At 60.6% G+C, this 22,758-nt stretch carries 22 protein-coding genes and 1 tRNA gene; 9 read left to right on the plus strand and 14 right to left on the minus strand.

Features of this window, described 5'->3' with window-relative positions; translation table 11 throughout:
• Nucleotides 1-80: 80 nt before the first annotated feature.
• On the minus strand, nt 81-476 hold the full coding sequence (locus M728_RS05900; RefSeq protein WP_026623392.1) for a helix-turn-helix domain-containing protein: 396 nt from the start codon (nt 474-476) through the stop codon (nt 81-83).
• A 305-nt stretch (nt 477-781) separates the two neighbouring features.
• Here M728_RS05900 and M728_RS05905 point away from each other — a divergent pair, with 305 nt between their 5' ends.
• Entirely contained in the window at nt 782-1,666 is an 885-nt protein-coding gene (locus tag M728_RS05905; RefSeq protein ID WP_026623391.1) for a DMT family transporter, read from the plus strand.
• 92 nt (nt 1,667-1,758) lie between these two features.
• Here M728_RS05905 and lipB read toward each other — a convergent pair whose 3' ends face one another.
• Nucleotides 1,759-2,502, minus strand: a complete 744-nt coding sequence (lipB, locus tag M728_RS05910; protein WP_051441088.1) for a lipoyl(octanoyl) transferase LipB — start codon at nt 2,500-2,502, stop codon at nt 1,759-1,761.
• A 195-nt stretch (nt 2,503-2,697) separates the two neighbouring features.
• Between lipB and M728_RS05915 the strand changes: the two genes are divergently transcribed.
• The 4 genes from M728_RS05915 (at nt 2,698) to M728_RS05930 (ending at nt 8,199) form a co-directional block, all read left to right on the plus strand.
• A tRNA-Leu gene (locus M728_RS05915) sits at nt 2,698-2,782 on the plus strand.
• Between the two features lie 565 nt (nt 2,783-3,347).
• Nucleotides 3,348-5,297, plus strand: coding sequence for a PrkA family serine protein kinase (locus M728_RS05920; protein WP_026613836.1), 1,950 nt, complete (start codon nt 3,348-3,350; stop codon nt 5,295-5,297).
• A 25-nt stretch (nt 5,298-5,322) separates the two neighbouring features.
• A complete protein-coding gene (locus M728_RS05925) occupies nt 5,323-6,639 on the plus strand; it encodes a YeaH/YhbH family protein (RefSeq protein ID WP_026623390.1) in 1,317 nt (438 codons plus the stop codon).
• 12 nt (nt 6,640-6,651) lie between these two features.
• A complete protein-coding gene (locus M728_RS05930; RefSeq protein WP_026623389.1) occupies nt 6,652-8,199 on the plus strand; it encodes a SpoVR family protein in 1,548 nt (515 codons plus the stop codon).
• 144 nt (nt 8,200-8,343) lie between these two features.
• Here the strand turns inward: M728_RS05930 and M728_RS05935 are convergent, their stop codons facing one another.
• From M728_RS05935 to M728_RS05945, 3 genes are all read right to left on the minus strand, one after another.
• A complete protein-coding gene (locus tag M728_RS05935) occupies nt 8,344-8,706 on the minus strand; it encodes a hypothetical protein (RefSeq protein WP_026623388.1) in 363 nt (120 codons plus the stop codon).
• 90 nt (nt 8,707-8,796) lie between these two features.
• On the minus strand, nt 8,797-9,054 hold the full coding sequence (locus M728_RS05940) for a hypothetical protein (protein ID WP_026613832.1): 258 nt from the start codon (nt 9,052-9,054) through the stop codon (nt 8,797-8,799).
• Between the two features lie 271 nt (nt 9,055-9,325).
• Nucleotides 9,326-9,814: a peptide deformylase gene (locus M728_RS05945; RefSeq protein ID WP_026623387.1), complete on the minus strand. Its 489-nt coding sequence runs from the start codon at nt 9,812-9,814 to the stop codon at nt 9,326-9,328.
• Nucleotides 9,815-10,090: 276 nt separating this feature from the next.
• Between M728_RS05945 and mgtE the strand changes: the two genes are divergently transcribed.
• Both mgtE and M728_RS05955 read left to right on the plus strand, forming a co-directional pair.
• Nucleotides 10,091-11,512: a magnesium transporter gene (gene mgtE, locus M728_RS05950; RefSeq protein WP_026623386.1), complete on the plus strand. Its 1,422-nt coding sequence runs from the start codon at nt 10,091-10,093 to the stop codon at nt 11,510-11,512.
• Nucleotides 11,513-11,582: 70 nt separating this feature from the next.
• Entirely contained in the window at nt 11,583-11,969 is a 387-nt protein-coding gene (locus M728_RS05955; RefSeq protein WP_026623385.1) for a MerR family DNA-binding transcriptional regulator, read from the plus strand.
• A 177-nt stretch (nt 11,970-12,146) separates the two neighbouring features.
• Here the strand turns inward: M728_RS05955 and M728_RS05960 are convergent, their stop codons facing one another.
• The 3 genes from M728_RS05960 to M728_RS05970 form a co-directional block, all read right to left on the minus strand.
• Nucleotides 12,147-12,620: an isoprenylcysteine carboxylmethyltransferase family protein gene (locus tag M728_RS05960; protein ID WP_026623384.1), complete on the minus strand. Its 474-nt coding sequence runs from the start codon at nt 12,618-12,620 to the stop codon at nt 12,147-12,149.
• A gap of 4 nt (nt 12,621-12,624) precedes the next feature.
• Complete coding sequence (locus tag M728_RS05965; protein ID WP_026623383.1) at nt 12,625-13,641, minus strand: heparan-alpha-glucosaminide N-acetyltransferase; 1,017 nt, start codon at nt 13,639-13,641, stop codon at nt 12,625-12,627.
• A gap of 67 nt (nt 13,642-13,708) precedes the next feature.
• A complete protein-coding gene (locus M728_RS05970; protein WP_026623382.1) occupies nt 13,709-14,395 on the minus strand; it encodes a DUF599 domain-containing protein in 687 nt (228 codons plus the stop codon).
• A 568-nt stretch (nt 14,396-14,963) separates the two neighbouring features.
• Between M728_RS05970 and M728_RS05975 the strand changes: the two genes are divergently transcribed.
• Entirely contained in the window at nt 14,964-16,364 is a 1,401-nt protein-coding gene (locus M728_RS05975) for an L-serine ammonia-lyase (RefSeq protein ID WP_026623381.1), read from the plus strand.
• Nucleotides 16,365-16,442: 78 nt separating this feature from the next.
• On the plus strand, nt 16,443-16,880 hold the full coding sequence (locus M728_RS05980) for a DUF1489 family protein (protein ID WP_026623380.1): 438 nt from the start codon (nt 16,443-16,445) through the stop codon (nt 16,878-16,880).
• A gap of 100 nt (nt 16,881-16,980) precedes the next feature.
• Here M728_RS05980 and M728_RS05985 read toward each other — a convergent pair whose 3' ends face one another.
• From M728_RS05985 to M728_RS06010, 6 genes are all read right to left on the minus strand, one after another.
• Nucleotides 16,981-17,247 (minus strand): hypothetical protein, encoded by a 267-nt coding sequence (locus M728_RS05985; protein WP_026623379.1) that lies wholly within the window; start codon nt 17,245-17,247, stop codon nt 16,981-16,983.
• Nucleotides 17,248-17,324: 77 nt separating this feature from the next.
• Nucleotides 17,325-18,830: a D-alanyl-D-alanine carboxypeptidase family protein gene (locus M728_RS05990; RefSeq protein WP_026623378.1), complete on the minus strand. Its 1,506-nt coding sequence runs from the start codon at nt 18,828-18,830 to the stop codon at nt 17,325-17,327.
• A 182-nt stretch (nt 18,831-19,012) separates the two neighbouring features.
• Complete coding sequence (locus M728_RS05995) at nt 19,013-19,741, minus strand: hypothetical protein (RefSeq protein ID WP_026623377.1); 729 nt, start codon at nt 19,739-19,741, stop codon at nt 19,013-19,015.
• Nucleotides 19,742-20,044: 303 nt separating this feature from the next.
• A complete protein-coding gene (locus M728_RS06000) occupies nt 20,045-20,653 on the minus strand; it encodes a transglutaminase-like cysteine peptidase (protein ID WP_026623376.1) in 609 nt (202 codons plus the stop codon).
• A 521-nt stretch (nt 20,654-21,174) separates the two neighbouring features.
• Complete coding sequence (locus M728_RS06005) at nt 21,175-21,783, minus strand: PilZ domain-containing protein (RefSeq protein ID WP_026623375.1); 609 nt, start codon at nt 21,781-21,783, stop codon at nt 21,175-21,177.
• A 193-nt stretch (nt 21,784-21,976) separates the two neighbouring features.
• Nucleotides 21,977-22,585 carry a PAS domain-containing protein gene (locus tag M728_RS06010; protein WP_084044709.1) on the minus strand — a complete coding sequence of 203 codons (609 nt, stop codon included), beginning with the start codon at nt 22,583-22,585 and terminating at the stop codon, nt 21,977-21,979.
• Between the last annotated feature and the right edge of the window lie 173 nt (nt 22,586-22,758).

Consider the following 22,758-nt stretch of genomic DNA (forward strand, 5'->3'; position numbering starts at 1 on the left):
AATTCTAAAAATGTTTGGCGGTGGCAATGGCAATCGTCAATACAACGGCACGCGGCGCCCGTAAGCAGGAAATGCGCGATCTAGCGAAAATTCCGGTCGAAGCGGTCGAGTTCCGCCTCGAGTGCGGCGATCGCTTCTCCCGTTTGCCGATGCAGCTTCTTGACGAGTGCGAGCTGCTCTTGAAGGGCGTTGCTCGATGTAGCCGGGTCGCCATCCGGGGAGCGACCGATGCCGGCGATCAGCCAGGCCGGCGTCACGCCGAGGACGGCAGCGAGCATGAAGAGCCGGTTGGTGCGGGGCTCGGCGCAATCGCGCTCCCACGCGGAAATGGTCTCGGTGCGAACGCCGAGTCTGTCCGCGAGTTCTTTCGTCGAAAGCTTTGCCGCGTCCCGCGCCCTCCAGATGCGGCCGCCTAACGTATCGCCATCGCCTGTTTGGCGCAGGCGCGCGATCACGGTCTCGGTGGATAAGCGCATGGCTTTCTCCCTTTACCTGACATCTTCGCAGGCCCCGAGCGCTGCCGAAAAGCACCCGCCGCCGAGGCGCGAAGGTGAGCTGAGCTTATAGGTATTCCTGCGCGGGCGGAGCACTCCGAAGCGTCAAAAACACGGCCAAATGCGGCTCGGTGCCGTTCGATCCAAGAGCAACTTTGAGCGGTGGGCGGCGCTTGAAACCGCGACGAAACACGATAGGGTCGAACCTGAAAGCTTTGCGAGGATGTCGGAAAAATCTGCCCGTGAACGGATATGCACAAACGGCCGCCGCGCCGGCCAATGCGGTCATGCAGGGCGTGGCCATCATGCTCTTCGCCATGCTCATCCTGCCGGGCATGGACGCCATTGCGAAATACATGGCGGTCTACGAAGGCATGTCGCCCGGCCAGGTGACCTTCTACCGCTTCTTCTTCCAGCTCGTGTCGACCGTTCCGCTGCTGCTCACCGCCGGCGGCCTGCAGGCCGTCTACCCGAAGCGGCTTTGGCCCAATCTGCTTCGCGGCGTGCTGCTCGCCGGAGCCGCCCTGTTCTTCTTCATCTCCGTCAAATACATGCCGCTCGCCGACGTGTTCGCGATCTACTTCGTCGAACCCTTCATCCTGACATGTATGTCGGCGCTTATTCTGCGCGAAAGGGTGGGCTGGCGCCGATGGACCGCGATCGCGATCGGTTTCGCCGGCGCTATGATCGTCATTCAGCCGAGCTTCGCTCTTTTCGGATGGACGTCGCTCCTGCCGGTCGCCTGCGCCTTTCTCTTCGCCTGCTATCTCTTCCTCAATCGAGCGGTCGGCAGCGCCGATTCGCCGCTCGCCATGCAGACGGTCGCCGGCGTCGGCGGTACGCTGTTCATGGCTGCCGTGATCGCCATCGGCAACAGCATGGGAGCGGTCGATTTCGAGCCATCGCTACCGCAGTCGACATTGGGCTGGACGCTTGTCATCGCACTCGGCGCGATCTCCGGCTATGGCCATTTGCTGGTCGTCAAGGCCTTCCGCCTGGCGCCGCTGTCGCTCCTGGCGCCGTTCCATTATTTCGAGATCGTATCGGCGACGGTGCTCGGCTATCTCGTTTTCGAGGATTTCCCGTCGCCTTCCAAATGGCTCGGCATTGCCGTCATCGTCGGCTCTGGATTGTTCATCATCTGGCGCGAGCGGCAGTTGCAGAAACATTAAGGGCGTGCTTCGCGTGCTGCCGCGGAGGCTCAGATTTCATCCGGCCTACTGCATGTTTCCTTAAATCCTAGCCGATTTAAGGAAAAAACATGCTACAGCGACCTTTGTGCGTCTGGAAAGACGCACGGCGCTGTAGTGGGGCCGAAGACTGATTCGAACGCCTGCCGTAGCCGGATATCGACATCTGCCATCATCACCGGAAGCCCGAGGTCGACAAGGCTCGTGACGCCGTAGCCGCGGATGCCGCAGGGTACGATGCCGCCGAAATGATCGAGATCCGGATCGACGTTCAGCGCGAAGCCATGGAAGCTCACCCATTTGCGCAAACGGATGCCGATGGCGGCGATCTTGTCTTCGGCGATCGAGCCATCCGCAAGCGGCGGCTTTTCCGGGCGGCGCACCCAGACGCCGACGCGATCCTCGCGGCGCTCGCCTTTCACGTTCATCGAATCGAGCGTCGCGATGATCACGCCTTCGAGAGCGGCGACGAAACCGCGAACGTCCTGCCGCCGGCGTTTGAGATCAAGCATGACGTAGACGACCCGCTGCCCCGGACCATGATAGGTGTATTCGCCGCCCCGACCGGTCGAAAAGACCGGGAAGCGGTCCGGCGTGACGAGGTCGGCGGCATTGGCGCTCGTGCCCGCGGTATAAAGGGGAGGGTGCTCGACCAACCAGACCAGTTCGTCTGCGGCGCCGGCGGCGATGGCCGCGGCTTCCCGCTCCATCGTTTCAACGGCCTGTGGATAGTCTACGAGGGAAGGAGCGATGCGCCAACGCACCGGCGGCGAACCCGGCGGTGCAAACATGTCGCGGCTGAGATCTTCACGCTGCATGGGAGCCTGCATTGTTGATTTTTTCTGGCCTGTACATGGGGCTGACTACGGCAAGAGTCCAGCGTTTCCAGCGCTTTGCGGAGGTGGGACCGAAATAGTTTCATTTCGCGTCAAATTTCTGTCGTGATGGCCTTGTGCACCCCAAATGCTTTTGCTACATGCAGCCCCGCCGACGCAATCGGCACCTACCACGATGCGGTCGTGGCGGAATTGGTAGACGCGCAGCGTTGAGGTCGCTGTGGGGCAACCCGTGGAAGTTCGAGTCTTCTCGACCGCACCATTCAGAGAACGAATAGCCCCGTAACCGGCTGGTTCTACGGGGTTTTTGTTTTTCCTCTTGCCATCGAGCTCTCTCTGAGCTGAAATACGAGCCAAGCCCTATCCCGCCGAGGGGCTGTCGCCGGACTCTGATGCCTGGGTCGCGGCCGCGTTTTCCGCATCGTCCCATTTCGGCTTCCCTTCCGAGGGTCGCGGGGGCGCGTATTCACGAACCCACCGACGTACACGATATTGTTGATGGCTAAATTCGCGGAATCGTAAAAAAAAAGTCGGCGAAACAGCGGGGATTAGTTATGATTCCCTTGTCATGACGGATTCGCGAGAAGCGCCGTCATGATGGGGTGACAGAGCGACGAGTCTTGCGGAGTGCGCCTCAAAAACGTCTTTGAGGCGCCCATCGATCGGTCCCGAATTGATGTGCGGATGTCGTCGTGAGCTGCTGCTTCGGCATCCGTTTCAGTGCCCGGTTATAAAGGAACTTTGAAGGCAGGAAACCGTTCACCTGAAGCAATCGCCGATTGGCAGCGATCCCGGTTCAACCAAGCGGCTTGCCGCGGGAGAGCACGATGCAAAGGAGTGAATCTGACGTCTTCGACCTATTCTCGGAGATCTATACGAGTGCAGCGCAAGAGGAGATAAGCCTACAGGAATATCTCCTTGCATGTCGCGATGACAAAAGCATGTACGCCACCGCTCAGGAACGAATGGTGGACGCCATCGGAGAACCGGTTCTCATCGATACCAGCGCGGACGAGCGTCTTGGCCGGATCTTCGCAAACCGAACCATTAAAATCTATCCTGCCTTTTCCGACTTCTTCGGTATGGAAGATACGATCGAGCGGATCGTCGGTTACTTCCGTTACGCTGCCCAGGGCCTCGAAGAACGCAAGCAGATTCTCTACCTGCTGGGCCCCGTCGGTGGCGGCAAGTCGTCGCTCGCCGAGCGGCTGAAGAAATTGATGGAGCAGCGGCCGATCTATACGCTCATGGTCGACGGCAAGGTCAGCCCCATCTTCGAATCCCCGCTTGGCCTCTTCCATCCCGAGCGCATGGCCGATCTTCTCGAAGACAAATACGGCATCGCCCGGCGAAGGCTGACGGGGCTGATCTCGCCCTGGGCCGCAAAGCGGCTCGATGAGGTCGGCGGCGACATATCGAAATTCAGCGTCGTCAAGCTGATGCCCTCCCGTCTGCGCCAAATCGGCATCGCCAAGACCGAGCCGGGTGACGAGAACAACCAGGATGTCTCCTCGCTGGTCGGCAAGGTGGATATCCGCCAACTCGAAAACTACAGCCAGGCCGATCCGGATGCCTATTCCTATAGCGGCGGCCTGAACCGCACGTCACAGGGTCTGCTCGAATTCGTCGAGATGTTCAAGGCGCCGATCAAGGTCCTGCATCCGCTCCTGACGGCGACCCAGGAAGGCAGCTACAACGGAACGGAAAACTTTGGTGCGTTCCCCTACCAGGGCACCATTCTTGCACACTCCAACGAATCGGAATGGCTGCAGTTCAAGAACAACCGCAACAACGAGGCGTTTCTCGACCGCATTCTGGTGGTCAAGGTTCCCTATTGCCTGCGGGTGACGGAAGAGAAGCAGATTTACGAAAAGCTTCTGCGCGAAAGCGAACTGCTCAACAATCCTTGCGCCCCGGAGGTGCTGGAAATCCTGAGCCGCTTCACCGTCTCGACCCGTCTTGTTCCGCATGAGAATTCGTCGCTTTACACGAAGATGCGTGTCTATGACGGCGAGAACCTCAAGGACGTCGACCCGAAGGCACGCTCGGTCCAGGAATATCGTGATGCCGCGGGCGTCGACGAGGGCATGACCGGGGTCAGCACCCGCTTCGCCTTCAAGGTCCTGTCCGAGACCTTCAACTACGACACCAAGGAGGTCGCAGCCGACCCGGTACACCTCATGTATATCCTGGAGCAGGCCATCAAGCGCGAGCAGTTCCCGAAGGAGACCGAAGCGGGCTATCTCGACTTCATCAAATCGGAACTCGCTACCCGCTATGCGGAATTCATCGGCCATGAGATTCAGAAGGCCTATCTGGAATCCTACAGCGAATACGGCCAAAACCTGTTCGACCGCTACATCGCCTATGCGGATGCCTGGCTCGAGGACCAGGATTTCAAGGATCCGGACACGGGTCAGATCCTCAACCGCAAGATTCTCGACAGCGAACTGTCGCAGATCGAGAAACCGGCCGGAATCGCCAATCCGAAGGACTTCCGCAACGAGGTCGTCAAGTTCACGTTGCGCGCCCGCGCCAAGAATCACGGGCGCAATCCCTCCTGGACGAGCTACGAAAAGCTTCGCGAAGTGATCGAGAAGCGCATGTTCGGCCAGGTCGAGGATCTGCTGCCGGTCATCAGCTTCGGCTCAAAGAAGGATAGCGCCACCGAGAAACAGCACGCCGAGTTCGTCCAGCGCATGAAGGAGCGTGGATACACCGAACGGCAGGTACGCCGTCTCGTCGACTGGTACATGCGCGTGAACAAGGCGGGTTAACGGTCCGAAAGGCAGGGGGCAGCCAATGCCGAATTTCATCGACCGCCGCCTCAACCCGAAGGACAAGAGTCTCGGCAACAGGCAGCGCTTCCTGAAGCGGGCGCGAGAGGAGCTGAAGCGAGCCATCAAAGAGAGGGTCAAATCGGGCAAGATAACGGACGTCGATGCCGAGCAGAATGTCTCGATGCCCGCCCGCGGCGTCAACGAACCATCGTTCCAGCCCGACAACAACACCGGTGAAAGGCGGCATGTGCTGCCCGGCAATCGCGAATTTGCGGCCGGCGACCGTATCCCCAAGAAAGCCTCTGGCGGCGGTGCTGCAAGCGCCGGCGCCGGAACCGGCCAGAGCGAGGACGACTTCCAGTTCGTTCTCTCTCGCGAGGAGGTGCTCGACCTCTTCTTCGAGGATCTTGAACTTCCAGACATGGTGAAGCTCAACTTGAAGGAGTCCGTCGCGTTCAAGCGCCGCCGCGCCGGCTTTTCCGCGAGCGGCTCGCCCACGAACATCAATGTCGGGCGCACCATGCGCAACAGCTACGGCCGCCGTATTGCGTTGCATCGGCCGGCGCGTCGGGAAGTGGAAGCGCTCGCAGACGAGATCGCGAAGCTGGAGGCGGAGGCCAACGGAACCGCGAAGCACCGGAAGCGCATCGAGGAATTGCGCCAGACGTTGGAAAAGCTCGAACGCCGCCGCCGGCGCATCCCCTATGTCGATCCGGTGGACATTCGCTTCAATCGCTTCGAACCGCAGCCGCTACCGAATGCAAGCGCGGTGATGTTCTGCCTGATGGACGTTTCCGCTTCGATGGGCGAGCGGGAGAAGGACCTCGCCAAACGTTTCTTCGTATTGCTGCACCTCTTTCTCAAGCGGCGCTACGAGCGGATCGACATCGTCTTCATCCGGCACACGGACGAGGCGGGCGAGGTCGACGAGAATACCTTCTTCTACAGCAAGCAGAGCGGCGGCACCGTCGTTTCCACCGCGCTCGAGGAGATGCTCCGCGTCATCCAGGAGCGCTATCCGGCCCACGAATGGAACATCTACGCGGCTCAGGCCTCCGACGGGGAGAACATTTCCGGCGACTCCGAGCGCTGCGCCTCACTCCTTCACGACGAGTTGATGCGGCTTTGCCAGTATTATGCCTATGTAGAGATCATCGACGAGCGCGAAACGGAGATCTTCGGTACGACCGATAACGGGACTTCGCTCTGGCGGGCCTATCGCACCGTCGATGGCGAATGGCCGAATTTCCAGATGACCCGGATCGCAAAGCCGGCGGACATCTATCCGGTTTTCCGAAAACTCTTCGGCAAGCAGCCGAGTGTGCAATTGCGCAAGTGAAAGGCGAACCGGATGACGAAGGGCGCGGCCTCGAACCTCCTGTTTCAGAGTTCCGATTGGAACTTCGAGACGCTGGCGCGCACTTATGACGCCATCGAGACGATCGCGCTCGACGAACTCGGGCTGGACGTATACCCCAACCAGCTCGAGATCATCTCCTCCGAACAGATGCTCGACGCCTATTCCTCGGTCGGCATGCCGCTGATGTACCAGCACTGGTCCTTCGGCAAGCGCTTCGTTTTCGAGGACCATCTCTACCGCAAGGGCCGGCGCGGTCTCGCCTATGAGCTGGTGATCAACTCCAATCCCTGCATCACCTACCTGATGGAGGAAAACACCATGGCCATGCAGGCCCTGGTCACCGCGCATGCGGCCTTCGGCCATAATCATTTCTTCAAGAACAACTACCTGTTCCAGCAGTGGACCGATGCGAGCGCGATCCTCAGCTACCTGGAGTTCGCCAAGAAATACATCATCAAGTGTGAGGAGCGCTACGGCACATCGGCCGTCGAGGAGATCCTCGATTCCGCTCACGCGCTCATGGACCAGGGCGTCTTCCGATACAGGCGGCCTCCGCGGCTATCCTCCGAGAAGGAACGCGAGCGGATGCGCGAAAGGCTCGAATACGAGGAGCAAACGTACAGCGATCTGTGGAGGACGCTTCCCCCGACGACCGCGGGCGCCGATCCGAGTGAGGTCGAGCGCGACGTGTCGGAGCGAAAGAAGGCGTTGAACCTGCCCGAGGAGAACCTCCTCTATTTCCTGGAGAAGACGAGTCTGATCCTTGAGCCTTGGCAGCGGGAGATCCTGCGTATCGTCCGGGTGGTTGCCCAATATTTCTACCCGCAGCGGCAGACGAAGGTGATGAACGAGGGATGCGCCACCTTCGTCCACTACACCATCATGAACAGGCTCTTCGACCAGGGCAAGATCAGCGAAGGCGCCATGCTGGAGATGCTCCAGAGCCACACCAACGTCGTCTTCCAGCCCGCCTTCGACGATCCCCGTTTCCCGGGCCTCAATCCTTACGCGCTGGGATTCGCCATGATGCAGGATATCGAGCGCATCTGCGTCGATCCGACGGCGGAGGATCGCGACTGGTTCCCCGAAATTGCCGGCAGCGGCAAATGGCGCGATACGCTGCTCGACGCCTGGGCGAACCATCGCGACGAGTCTTTCATCCTGCAATATCTAAGTCCGGCGCTGATCCGCAAATTCCGGCTGTTCCTCCTGACGGACGAGGCGGACGAGAATTACTGCGAGGTCGCCTCGATCCACAATGAGCGCGGCTACGAGGCCATACGTGCAGCCCTTGCTCGCAGCTACGATATCGGCGCTAACCAGCCCGACATCCAGGTCATGGATGTCGACCTCTTGGGCGACCGTCACCTGCGGCTGCAGCATAACGTCAAGAACGGCGTATTCCTTGAGGAAAACAGCCGCGACGCAACCCTGCGACATGTTCGCCATCTCTGGGGCTATGAAGTGAGTCTCGTCGGCATCGACATGGAAAGCGGCGACACGCTCTATGAATGCTCGACGGAAGAGCTTTCCGACTAGGCTGAATGACTGCGTGTCACCCGACCGGCTTGGGGCAACCGCATGCGCAAAAACAAGAAACGCGCGTCGCATGAATTCGATTGAACGCGACGCGCTTTAGCTAGCGCGTGGCCGGCCGCATGCTCTTGCGCACACGCGGCACGATCACTTCTCCGTGCCGTTCGGCGAAACCTGTTGCGACGGTCCGCCGGTTCCGGTTTGCGCGGTCGGATCGCGGTCGACAGGCGCCTGTACAGGCGGCGTGGACTGCTCTTGATTGATGCTGCCCGTCTGCTCTGTCGAGGGCTGTACCTGTTCCGTCTCCGCAGTCGGGTCGATATCCGTACTCTCGCCCCAGATTTCGACCGCGCCCCAAACAGCGAAGGCTAGCAGGAGTCCTCCGAGCAGCACGGCCAGCACGCCGGTTCCGTGACGGCCTTGCTTTGCCTCCTCGGCGGAAAACTCTTCCCGTTCCGAGTCGTGCGTCGCAGATGCCGGATCGCCACGTTCATCGAGATGTTTGGCCATTGCATCGTCTCCCGTGAAGTCTCATTGGAGAACGAGAACGGGATCGCAATGTTCCGGGATCGCGTGACTGGAGGCTCGATCGTTTCGCGATCAATTGCCCATGCTATCCACGAAGCTGCGGCGGATAAGCTTGTAGGTATGGTCGGGCTGAACTTCGTAGGTCTCGTAGACAATTCTGCCTTCATGCCGGAATCGATTTGGTATCTTCGTGCCCGGAGCGGCGATTGTTTTGCGCGAGGGGCCCGTCTCGCCGTAGGTGAGGCTGCCGGGAAGTGGTTCGAGATCGGGGGTGGCGGTGCATCCCGCCAGAGCGACGGCGCAGAGGAGAGTAAGGCCCAAATATTTCATCGCATGTCCTTCGATTGAGTCGCTCGAGATGCTTTCATCATGTTCGGCAAGGCGTCTGCCTCACGCTGACCTGCTCGCCATCAGGCGTGCTGGGCCCTCGGGGCGAGGCGAACCTATTCGATGGTGACCACCGACGCAACCATTGCGCGTCTCACCTACAGCGTCGTAAGTTTTCTCAGACCAACAAAGGCCGCGGTAGCACTTTGAACCGCTGCGTGTTTTCGTCATTAAATCGGTTCCGATTCAAGGAAACATGCAGTGGCACCGGGCGTTACGATTTTTTGAAGCGTTTCTCGGCGCGTTCGCGTTTCAGTCTCGACAGCCGCCGTGTCCAGAAGATGCCGTCGAGCTGGTCGATCTCGTGCTGCAGGCAGACCGCCATCAGCCCGTCGGCCTCTTCTTCTGCCGGCTCGCCCGTAAGCGTCTGGTAACGCACGCGCACGCTCGCCGGGCGCTCCACTTCTTCGGAGATGCCGGGCATCGATACGCTACCCTCGCTATGGCGTGCGGTTTCGCTGGACCGCCAGACGATTTCCGGATTGATGAAGGTGCGCGGCGCGGCCTTCCGGTCGAGCTCGATCACTGTCACCCGTCGCAGCACGCCGATATGCGGGGCAGTGATGCCGATCCCCGGAGCGGCCCGCATCGTGTCGAGGAGATCCTCGGCGAGCTGGCGAAGATCCTCGTCGAAGCGACCGACTGTTTCTGCGGCGATGCCGAGCAACGGATCAGGAAACCGGATGATCGGTCGGATAGCCATACGAAATCCTCTGCGCGCGTAGTCGTTCACTGCCCCGGCGGGGTGCCGGAGAGCCATACTCGTTTCACTTTTTTCATATGCATTTGCAACAGCTTGGATAAAACCACCGCCGACCCCATGTCGATGCCGCCTCGGCTGTGGACCTGAGCGGAGCTTTGCGGTAGCAGGGCACAGGACCGTTTCCAGCGCAGGTTCGGGCGGTCAAACCGGCATGTCAAAGCGCTTCCGATCCTGAAGTAACGGGGCGGGCGGCGGTGTTCTTTAAGGGGCGCGTCCATGAGCAATACCGGCGACGACGACCGCGGTTCCGATGAAATCGCCGTCTACGACGGTTCGGACATTTATGCCGACAACGGCTCCGTGCGTTCCGACTTTCTGATGCATGTCGGTGCCGCGATCGCGGATCGCGACACGATCTATCTGCGCCAGCATGTCGCCGGCCTCCATTCCTCAGAACTCGGCGATCTTCTCGAAGCGATCCAGCCGGAGCAGCGCCTGGCGCTGGTTTCCCTTCTCGGAAAGGAGTTCGATCTCGCGGCTCTGACCGAAGTCGACGAGGCCATTCGTCTCGATATCGTCGAGCATTTGCCGAATGAACAGATCGCCGAGGCGATCGGCGAGATGGATTCCGACGACGCCGTCTACATCCTCGAGGACCTTGATCAGGAGGATCAGGAGGAGATCCTCGCGAAACTGCCCTTTACCGAACGCGTTCGCCTGCGCCGTTCGCTCGACTACCCGGAGAGCACGGCCGGACGGCGCATGCAGACCGAGTTTGTCGCCGTGCCGCCGTTCTGGACCGTCGGCCAGACTATCGACTACATGCGCGAGGACGAGGATCTTCCGGACAGCTTCACCCAGATTTTCGTGATCGACCCAACCTTCAGGCTGCTCGGCACGGTCGACCTCGATCGTGTGCTACGCACCAAACGTTCCGTCAAGATCGACGCGATCATGCGCGACACGAGCCACGCGATCCCGGCCGAGATGGACCAGGAAGAAGCCGCGCAACTCTTCGAGCAATACGATCTCCTGTCCGCTGCGGTCGTCGACGAGAACGGCCGGCTGGTCGGCGTGCTGACGATCGACGACGTGGTCGACGTGATCCAGGAAGAGGCCGAGGAGGATCTTCTGCGCTTGAGCGGCGTCGGTGACGAGGAATTGTCGGACTCGGTTGCCGAGGCCTCGCGCTCTCGCGTGCCCTGGCTTTTCGTCAACTCGATGACGGCTTGCATCTCCGCCTCCGTCATTGGACTCTTCGACGCCACGATCCAGCAGATCGTCGCGCTTGCGATCCTGATGCCGATCGTCGCGGGCATGGGCGGCAATGCCGGCTCGCAGACCATGACGGTTACGGTGCGGGCGCTTGCCACCCGCGGCCTCGACATTCATAACGCGCCGAGGATCATCCGGCGCGAGGCGGGCGTCGGCCTTCTGAACGGCATGATCTTCGGCACGTTCATTGGTCTTGTCGCAGGTCTCGGGTTCCAGGACCCCAATATCGGCGGCATCATCGCCGCCGCCATGCTGATCAACATGATGGCCGCCGCTCTTGCCGGAATTCTGATTCCGCTGCTTCTGGAAAAATCGGGCGCCGACCCGGCCGTTTCCTCCGCGGTCTTCGTTACGGCCGTGACCGACGTAACCGGATTCTTCAGCTTTCTCGGTCTTGCGACGTGGTGGTTCCACGTCACGTGACGCCTACGCTGTTTGACTTTTACGTCAAAGTCAATAATAGTAGCGCTGCGTGAGTTGATGGAATGGCGGCGTGAATAAATACTATAGCATTACGGAGCTGACCCGGGAATTCGGCATCTCGACCCGGACGCTGCGCTTTTACGAGGATGAGGGGCTCATCCATCCGGAGCGTCGCGGTCGCACGCGTCTGTTTCGACCGGCCGACCGGCGCTTGATCAAGGAAATCCTGCGCGGCCGGCGCATCGGCTTCACGATTGCCGAAATCCGCGAGATCATCCAGGTCTACAAGGATCCGCCCGGTGAGATCGGTCAATTGCAGCTTCTGATGAAGCGCGTCGAGGAGAAGCGCGAGGACTTGCGGCAGAAGCGTAAGGACATCGAGGATACGCTCGCCGAGCTCGACAATGTCGAGGAAGCATGCCTCACGCGGCTGGCGGAGATTGGCGTCGGGACATAGCGAGCCCGGTTTAGCCTTGCATCCATTTGTTTCAACAGGCGGCCGCGAGCCGCCTTTTTTACTGCATGATGTCCTTAAATCGGAATCGATTTAAGGACAAAAACATGCAGCAATGCAAAGTGCTACAGCGACCTTTGCGCGTCTGATTGGACGCGCGGCGCTTTAGCGTCGGCGTTTTTAGATCCACCGGGCGGTATGGCGGCAATAACGCTCGAACTCGAAACCGAAGCGTGACAACAGGTGCCGCTCTTCCTTGCGAATCGCAAATAGGGTCGTCAATGCAACGGCGCCGATCGCCGCTATGAAGAACCATGGGTTCATGGTCACCAGGCCGAGGCCGATCATCAGCAGCGTGTATCCGAGATAGATCGGGTTGCGGGTGAAGCGAAACGGCCCGCAGGTGACAAGACATGTGGCACACCGGTGCGGCAGAACCGCAGTGCGGCGGTCGAGCAGGCTCTTGATGGCCCATAGGTCGAGGGAAATCGCCAGAACGATGAGGGCTGCCCCAACCAGCCAGGGGAACCAGCCATGCCCCTGGGCGACGGGGATCGGAACAAATCGGGCCAAAACCAGCGCAATGAGAACCGCTGCGCCATAGATCAAAGGCGGCCACGGAAAATTCAGCGGCTTGGCACGATAGGCATTCATGTCCCTAGTCCCCTGATTGCGCATCCATTGTGCACTGACTGGCGATTCGCGCAATGCGCTCATCCGTGTTCACGTCGATCTTGCCCGTATTCAAATCGTCGAACAGGTTCTGCTCCGTCAGCCTGTCGAGGGTACAACCGCAAAAGCGACCGCAGGAGATGCCGGAATTTGCGCTGCTGCAGGCTCGCTCGCAGTTCATCCGATAGGCCTGCGCCGGGTCGGGGACGGGGGCGGGGAAAACAAGCGAAAAAAGATAGACGAGCCCGATGAGCAGCGGCTGATGGACGAGGTAGATCATCAGACTGTGGCGTCCACCGAAGGCGAGCGGCCTCAACCACAAATTTCTCGCGCCGCCTAGGGTTTGGCCGGATCCGAGCCGTGCCACGAAAAACGGATGAAGCAGCTTTGCCATACCCAGACCGGCAAGAAACGGTGCTAGCCAGGGCAGGAGCGGCACGTAGTCGTTCGAGCGCGGGACGGTTTCGGATAGCCCGACCCACCAGAGCGCCGGCGTATCGAAGATCGGCGAGCGCAGATAGAGGGGAGCGGCGAAGGCGGTCGCGGCGGCAAGAAAGGAAACGGCGGCGGGGAGCCTGAGGAACAGGAGACCGACGAGACTTGCCGCGGCGATGGCGTGGAGAATGCCGAAAAAGATGAAGGAATCGGGGAAGGCGAGCCACGTCGCGATGCTGATCAAGGCCGCGGCGCCGGCGATCTTGCCGAAACGGCGGGCGAATGCGCGGGGACGGAATTTCGGAAGTTGGCCGAGCACCAGGCTGTAGCCGGCCAGGAACAGGAAGCTGCCCGCGATCAGGCGCGCAAACAGCCGCCAGCCGCCCGTTCCCGCGGTGCCGGCCGCAACATAGCCGAACAATTCGAGATCCCAGACAAAATGGTAGATCGCCATGGCCACGAGCGCCGAGCCGCGCAACGCGTCGAGGAGGGCGATGCGGCCGGGTCGGGTGACGCCCGACTGCGGCATCTGCGTCTCGTAGGTGGTCGTGGCGCTGTGGTCGGACATGGGCATTGCCGTTCTGTTGTTTGGGACGAGGCTACACGAATGTGGTAGATCCGATCGCCGCGATCCATCAGGCATTTTCGATCAATGCGGTTCGCGCTTCCGAATAAAATTGCCGGCGCGTCAGGACGAAGATGACGAAGGCCGTCAGGACGACGAAGATGTAGGGGCTGATAAACCAGCCGAGATAACCGATCGACAGGAACATCGCCCTCAAGCCCGCATTGAAATGCTTGGCCGCCAGCGTATTCATCCGGATCGCGCGTTCCGCTGCCCGTTCTGCCGCCTGCCGATCGCGGTTCATGTCCGCCATCATCGGTATGCCGCCCATCAGGATCGAACAGTAGTTGAAGAGCCTATAGGACCAGCCGAACTTAAAGAAGGAGTAGCCGAAGAGGCAGATGAGCCCACCGACCTTCAATTCGAACCCCGTCCGCCCACTTCGGAATATCTGCGGCAGATCGTCGAAGATCATCTGCACCTGATCGGTCGCGCCGAGCAACGCGAAGCATCCGCCAAGCGCGAAAATGGTCGTCGAGGCAAAAAAGGCGGTACCCGCCTGAAGCCCGGCGATGATCTGCGTGTCGATCATCTTCAGATCGCGATTGAGCGAGTTGCGGATCCACCGCGCCCTGTGCTCGTTCATCAGCCGGTTCAGACTGACGCGCTTGAAATTGCGTCGCCCGTCCGAAGCCCAGGTGAAGCCCGCCCACAGTAGAACGAAGGTGGCCAGCGCTATGTAGTCTTCGAAGGTCATGGCCCGTGTTTTGGCACGGCCAAATGAAAATGCAAAGGTCGCCACGGCAACGCGCGGGCGGATTTCGACACGATTTCGCCACATTTCTATATTGCGCGTTAACCCATTCTTCGCTATGCACTGCCTCCATGCCTCAATGCTTGCCGAGCTTCGGCTATTCGGAGACATCATGGACAATACAGTAGAGAAGTCGTGCTGGGGCGTGACCTTTCGCGCCGTGGCGGGTTTCGCAGGCTTTCTCGTTCTCGCCTATCTTTTCGGCGGCTTCTGAAAAAATAAAAGGACTGTCAGCGGCGAACCGGTCATGCCAACCGCTTCGCCGCTTTCTTGTTTTTGTCTGTGACCGAAAGGCCGCGGAGGCGTTCCGCTTGCCGTCCATGTCGCACCGACAGAATCCAATGTCGGTCGGTCGCCTGACGCATCGGCATAGGATCGCTTAGGGTTGCATCCTATATAAGAGGCGACCGGCACCCGTTTCCAAAGAGGAATGGCGTGATTCGGTTCATCATCGACATGGCGTTCAGCCGCAGGTGCGGCGGCGCTCTGTCAGGCTCTGGGCAGGCAATTTATGTTTCTTTCCGTCTTCGACGTCTTCAAGATCGGTATCGGTCCATCGAGCTCGCACACCATGGGGCCGATGTCGGCCGCCAACAGGTTTCTCGATCTCATCCTGTCGGACGACTGGCCGCGGCCGTCCCATGCCGCCGTTAGCGCCATCCAGGTAAGCCTGCACGGGTCGCTGGCGCATACGGGTATCGGCCACGGCACGGGCAGGGCGGTGATTCTCGGTCTGATGGGCGAACGCCCGGACCTCGTCGACCCGGACCGGATGGACGCGATCATCGAGGAGGTGGAGCGCACGGGCCGCGTCACGCCTCCCGGCCATCCGGCCTATGCATTCCAGCCGAAAACCGATCTCATCTTCGACAAGAAGGTGCCACTGCCGGGCCACGCCAACGGCATGTCCTTTTCGGCCTTCGATCGCGACGGCCGGCTGCTTCTCAAGCGGATCTACTATTCGATCGGCGGCGGTTTCGTCGTAACCGATACGGAACTGGAGGCGATGCGGGCTCAGAAGAACAAGCCTGCCGGCGTCAAGGTGCCGTATCCCTTTGCGACGGCGCAGCAGATGCTCGACATGGCCGCCCGCTCGGGGCTGACGATTGCCCAGATGAAGCGGGCGAACGAGGAATGCGCCATGTCGAGGGAGGAGCTCGACGCGGGGCTCGATCGCATCTGGGCTGCGATGAATGCCTGCATCGACCGCGGTCTCAGCCAGGACGGAATCATGCCGGGCGGCCTGAAGGTCCGCCGGCGCGCCCGCGCGATCCATGACAAGCTGCAGGAGGAGTGGCGTTCCAACAAGACCAACCCGTTGCTCGCGAACGATTGGCTGAGCGTCTACGCCATGGCCGTCAATGAAGAGAACGCCGCCGGCGGCAGGGTGGTGACATCGCCGACCAATGGGGCGGCAGGCGTAGTTCCTGCAACAATTCGCTATTACCTGCATTTCCACGACGATGCCGATCAGGAAGGTATTCGCGATTACCTGCTGACCGCTGCTGCCGTCGGCGGTATCATCAAACACAACGCCTCGATCTCGGGAGCGGAGGTCGGCTGTCAGGGTGAGGTCGGTTCGGCTTCGGCGATGGCAGCCGCAGGTCTCGCCGCCGTGATGGGCGGTACGCCAGAACAGATCGAGAATGCCGCGGAGATTGCGCTCGAGCATCACCTTGGCATGACATGCGATCCGGTCGCGGGTCTGGTGCAGGTGCCCTGCATCGAACGCAATGCCCTTGGCGCCGTCAAGGCGGTCACGGCGGCGTCGCTCGCGCTCAAGGGCGACGGCAAGCATTTCGTCCCGCTCGATGCCTGCATCGAGACGATGCGGCAGACGGGCGTGGACATGAACGAGAAGTACAAGGAGACATCCACCGGCGGGCTCGCCGTCAACGTCGTCGAGTGCTGACACATGTCGTCCGGCGCTGTGGACGAAGCCGCGCAAACCGCTTGACCGCGACCGGCGGTCGGGTGTTGAAAGTTCGCCATGGCTTTGCATCTCATAAAGCTCTGCGTCGGTGCCGAATCCGTCGAGGACTTGCGCGAATGGGTGTCGCGCAAAGCCTTAGCGGCGATTGCGGCGGGACAGCAGCCCCATTCCTTCCATACGACGCGGATGGTTCCGAAGCGTACGGAAGAGCTTCTGGCGAGTGGGTCGCTCTACTGGGTGATCAAGGGATATGTACAGGCGCGCCAGCCGCTGATCGGCATCGAGACCTTCACCGATGGCGAGGGCATCGGCCGCTGCAATCTCATCCTTGGGCCGGAAGTGGTGGAGACCGAACTGCAGCCACGCAGGGCCTTCCAGGGATGGCGGTACTTGGAGGACAAGGAAGCGCCGCGCGATCTCGCGTCGCTTTCCGGCGATGGCGGGGAGATGCCCCTCGAATTGCGGCGTGAACTCGCCGAACTCGGTCTCCTGTAGTCGCAGCCATATCGTCCGTCAGAACTGCTCAGCCGTGTTCCGCTCAATGCTTGCACATGGCTGGTGTGGCGCGTACCGCCTGAAACACGATGCTCGGTGATCAATGCAGTCGTATTCTCAACGGATGGCGACCAGGTGCCGTGACATGCAGGTGGATTTCCGCCCGGGGCTGGGTCGAACGCCAAGCGCGTGCGCCATGCGTGAGAAGCATGCCCACGAGGTCGCGCGTCTTTGTTTTTGACCGGTTGAGGCCGATGTCGGCGATACGCATCGCCGCCTCGTGCAACGGATGCAGCCGGATGCGGGAAGGCTTCGCTTGCTTCCCCGGCATTACGCTGATGCCGGGAACGTTCTCGTTCACTGCCATGACAGACCTCGTTACGCTTTACAAATCCGAGGAGGACGGCCGGAAAAACGCACCCGGCCGTCAAAATGTCGTGCCGCTCACTGCTGGCTTGCCCAGCAGGAGAAGCCTTTCTTTTTCAGGACCTTGCATGCGTTGATCGCCTTGTCCTGATCGCCGAAGCCGCCGAAGCGCGCGCGGTAGACCTGGGCACCGCCATTGCTGAAGGCGACCGTAAACGGCTTCGCGTTTCGCAGTGCCTTCCCACCCTTTTCCTGGGCGTTGCCGAGCAGCGTCATTGCCTGTGCCTCGTTGTCCGTGGCGCCGATCTGGATGACCCAGCCCTGTGGCTGCACGTTCGCTTCGGAGCGGGCCTCTGCCTTGGCGGGCGCTGTCTCGGCCTTGGCGACGGAGTTGGTGATCTGCGTGTCAACCTCGGCGGCCGGCGCCGGCTGCCCCGCAAGCTTGGCGCTCTGTGCATCGAGCGTGTTCGGCGCGACCTTGGCGGAAAGCACGGGATTGTCGGACGCGGGCTTGGTCGCCGCATAGGCCATTGCGATGCCGCCGGCATTGCCGCTGTCGTAGCGCACGCTCGGGACAGGGCCGGTATTCGGCAGGTCCATTGCTGCCGATGCGACCGCAACCGGCGCCTCGGCAGGCTGCGCCTCGGCTTCCGCGACCGCCGACACGGGCTCTGCGGGAGCCTGAGCGATCAGGTTGCCGCCACCCCGGCGCGAGGCGGCCGGCATATACTTGGCAACCAGCCTGCGCATCTGGGCATCGCGGGCGCCGCCCGACGTGCCGCCCATGACGACCGCAACGATGCTGCGACTGTCGAGCTGAGCGGAGGTCACCAGGTTGAATCCGGAAGCGCGGGTATAGCCGGTCTTGATGCCATCGACACCGCGGACATTGCCGAGAAGGCGATTGTGGTTGCCGATGCTCTGCTTGCCGAAACGGAAGCTGCGCGTGGAGAAGTAATCGTAATATTGCGGGAAATGCTGCCGCAGGGCGATACCGAGGCGAGCCTGGTCACGGGCGGTCGTCCGCTGTTCGGTATTAGGCAGACCATGGGCATTGCGATAGGTCGTGCGCGTCATGCCGAGCGCCCGGGCTTTGTTGGTCATCATTCGGGCGAAGCGTTGTTCCGAACCGCCGAGCAATTCACCAAGCGCCGTAGCGGCGTCGTTGGCCGAACGCGTTACCAGCGCGAGGATCGCCTGCTCCACGGTGATCGATTTGCCCGCTCGTACGCCGAGTTTCGACGGCGGCTCGGACGACGCCTTCTTGGAGAAGGGCACCGGCGTGGTCTTGCTGATACGCCCCGCCTCCAGAGCCTCGAAGGTCAGATACAGCGTCATCATCTTGGTCAGCGAGGCCGGATAGCGCAACTCGTCCGCATCCTCGCCGTAAAGCACCTTGCCCGTCTTCGCATCGACGACGATGCCCGCATATCTGGGATTGGCAAGGGCGGGCGCCGAAAGGGCCAGCGCGACGATGGCGCTCGCAAGGACAACCCGTCCTACAACTTTTGAAAAGACGCCAAGCGGGCGCTTCACGAGATCAGAAAAAACGGATTGAGACACTACGTTGCTCTTCATTCTCATGTCGGGGGTGCCGTCCGGACGCATTCTCCGGGAACGACCGTTCCCGAGACAGTATCGGGATAGCGTTACCAATCGGTTTATGATGAATGATTGGTTTCTGGGGCTGGTCGAATTGTTCGGAAAAGGGCACCGGCCGGCGATCTCCGCCGGCCTATTGCCTGCATCACGACTCTTGGACAAAATCACGGCACCGAGCGCTCGCGAATGAATGTTTCTACCGAATCATCGATTTCGCGCCATTGCGGCAGCAACTTGCTCGAGAATCTATAGAGAACCGTGAGGTCCTTACCCATGTGGACGTCACGTTGGCAGTCGGCACTGGTCGACTTCGCGGGGCTTTCGGGCAGGAGGCAGCGCAAGACATAGGGCGGGTGGCCGTCTCTCTCGGCCGTGAAAAAGACCTCCCCCGCATAGCTGGACGTCGGCTTGGCATCGTATCTGGTGAGCCCCGCGGGACCGGCTTGCGGCCTGTCTTCCAAGACGTGACGGTAGACGGGGACAAACCGCCCGGACATGTCGCGCGACATCGTGCTCTGGGTGATCTGCAGGAAGATCAGGTTTTCCGGGCGGTTTAGATCGTTGAACAGGAGCCGCGTCTCGTCGCTGTAGCCCTCAAGTGCGGGCCAGGTCAGGTAAAGGTCGAGGCGCTCGACGATGTTCGTGGCGCGCTGGCTTTCGAAGCGAATGATGTTGGCGGGAAGACGCAGATGATCCTGGCCGATGAAGATGTCGTAGGTCTGGCGGCTCGCGGTATGCCCGGCAAGGACGAGGTATTCGCCGAGCCGGCGCCCGGAAAAAGAGAGCAAGATCGTCAGCGCAACGAGCAGCAAGGCGAGCGCGGCGATCTTGTATAGGGCGCGGGGCGAGAGCAGCGGTATGAGGTCCGGTTCCGGGCTAGATGGCGTGGTCATGAATGCGCCGTCCGCTGCGCTGGCTGATTTGATATGGCGCCCTTGTCCGCTTGGAAGCCCGGCTCTGTGAGCGGAGGTCCGGCGGAAATTGCTTTCCTCGACGCTCGTTGAAGATGGTTAAATTTCGATGAAGCGAGGTCGCTCGAAGACTGTGCGGACCGTCAAAAAGAAAGGGCCGGTTCCAGGGACAAGGGAACCGGCCGGGGGCTTGGGTCTGGGACGGGGACAGGGGGCTGACCTAAGCCCGTTTAGGATCGCGTCAGCAATTTCGGCTTTTTTGCCGACGAGTTGGTGAGCGGGTCGTTACTTGCTGCTGACGCTGCCGACGGCAACGGCGCGGCCGTCTTGCAGCTTTACCCAGCGGCCGGCGTTCTCCGAGGACTGCCGCTTCAGGTAGGTATATTCGGTGTCCGACCACAGCAGCACTTTGCTGCGCATGTTGTCGAGGATGAAGTCGCCGCGATCGGTGCGCACAGTCAGCACCGCGTGGCCGTCGCCATTCGGCTGCAGGACGACGGTGATCAGAAGATCGGCGGGGGAAAAGCCGCTTTCGATCAGTTTGCGGCGTTTCAAAAGCACATAATCCTCGCAGTCGCCGACGGTATCGGGATAGGACCACTCTTCCTCGACGCCATGGATTTCTATGTCGGTCATAGGGGTGACGGCCTGGTTTACCTCGTAATTGACCTCGAGGATCTTCCGCCAGCCATCGCGCGTCAGCACGGCGGGGCCGTGGTCGGGGCCAACAGACCGGCATTCGGATTGATAGCTCTTACAGAACTCATAGTGCCCGATCGGCGGATTGGTCGCGCCGCCGACCGTCATGTTCGCCGGCGATGCGACGGCCGGACCGGTCAGGATGCCGGTGATAAGGGCCGCGGCGGCGACCGCCTTGATGGTAATTCTGCGCATGTATGTCTCCCCGTTATGGTTCGACAATGGCACAGAGCTTTTTACTTGCGGCGAAGATGCGAGGTAAAAACAAGTACAAATTCGAATAGCATAAGAATAAACTTCGATTTGTATTTGAATGAAATTTGATTCAAATTTTAGCGAATTCCCTGAGGCATGAGCACGAGGCTGGTTCGTTTGGTGAAGGGAAGTTCAGATAACTAATTGAAATGAAGGTACAAAATTGTGGAGTTAGCATCGCATGCATATGGGTGCGGCGGCCGCGACATTGCGGTGGCGAGGCAATTCGCAACTCTTAAAAGGAGTAAAACAGCGCCGACCAGAGCGGAATATACCGTAACGCTCAGTTTACCAGAAAGTATTTCTGTTTGGTGTGGGCGGACTAGCCGGTCGGCTTTGCAGACCGAGACGGTCGCGCGGCGAGGCGAAGCGTTCGTCACTGTTCAGGAGGAATCTCGCCTTAAAGGAACGATGAGCTATTTCGCGACGCAGAAGAGACGCCGTAAGCGCCGGCTGTGCGCTCAGAGGAATTCAGTCAGCGCTTCGCGTGACTGGACGCTCGAGAACTCGATGGCGACGCCTTCCTGGAAATGGCGTACGATCCTGCCCTTCATGTTGCCGAGCCTGATGAGGGTGCCGATGGGCGGTCGTATGTCGACGTCGATGGCGGCGCCCGAGAGCGACAGGTCGATGATCCGGCAAGAATACTTCTCGCCGGTGTCGACCGTCAGTTCCGTCAATATCTTGCGCGGCGCAAGCCGGTCATGACGCCGGTCCTCCGGCAGGCCGAGCTCGTGCTTGTTGGCGATCCATGTAAGCTGAGCCGCGAGTTTCTCGCGCTTGCGTTCAGTCGCGTTGAGCTGGATCACGAACGCATCGTCCGCAAGCCGCGACACCGTGCCTTCGAGGCGCCCCACGTGATCAATATAGGCGATGACGCGCTCCCCGGCGCGTGGCCGCGCGGCCGAGGCAAAGAGCACGTCTCCCGGCGACATATCGAGAACGGTGCACTCATATTCGTCGCGATTGGCAAGCATCAGCCGTCCCGAGAGATTGACGGAAACGCGTTGGAAGGCGCTTTCCTGGTGCGGTTTTGGGCCGCCGTTTTGCGCATGCTGAGACGAGAACATGATCACTCTGCGATTGACGTATCTTTGCACGCGAAAGCATAAGTCGCGCCGGTTAATAGAAGGTTGGCCGCACAACCGGGCGAAGCGCGTTTTAAGCGCGTCGCATTCAATCGAATTCATGCAACGCCGCCTCAGGTCCTTGCTTTGTGCATGTCGCTGCCCAATACCGCTGCACACTTTTGGGCGACATGCACTAGTCTCGTCTGCCGCCCGTAAGGATGCGCAATCGAGGCGGCTTGCGGGCTGCGCCTTCGCGATAGGTGACGGCTGTCACGCCCGAAAGGGCCGAGGACCCGTCGACTGGGTGCTCGTCGCGGTCGAGTTTCCGGATGCCGCAGGCGACGAGATGGGTAAGCGGCATCATGTGCAGCCATATCGGTCGGCCGAGCGGGGCCAGTGCGCCGGGCAGGCGGTCGCCTTTTCCGTCCGGCGAGGCGAGGGGGGTGAGCAGCAGTTCCAAGTCCAGCCGCTCCCCGCTCTCCGTCGTGCCGAGGGCGGACAGAAGCGCCGGCGCACGTTGCATCATCACGTCATCGGCGATCCGGCCGGCCTCGCCCGCTTCCTCGGCGAGCCAAAGGGCTGAAAACGGCCGTTCGCGCAATTCCTGTCCGAAAAGGGCGCAGACGTTGGTGCCCGCAAGGCGAAAGCGGATGGCGCCGTCCGCCTGCCGTTGCAGAATGAAAAGGTCCGGCAGGAGGAAACGAATGTCCGCCGGCCGGATCTCGTCGCGACGCGGAAGGTCGCGATTGCCGCGAATTGCATTCCAATATTGAAACAGCTCGCTGGTGGTCCTGCTGCGCATCGTATCCATTCGTCCTCTGGGTGCGGAACGCTTGTCTGTCCCGAATTGGGACGGACAAGCGCCCTTCTAGCGATCTCGAAGATGAAGGAGCGATTTTCGTGCCAAGCCGAAATTAAGGTTAATGACTGGTTTCGATTGCGTTTGATGTCCGGCGCTGCCATTCCGTCGGTATC

This window comes from Ensifer sp. WSM1721 (assembly GCF_000513895.2).
GTDB lineage: Bacteria > Pseudomonadota > Alphaproteobacteria > Rhizobiales > Rhizobiaceae > Sinorhizobium.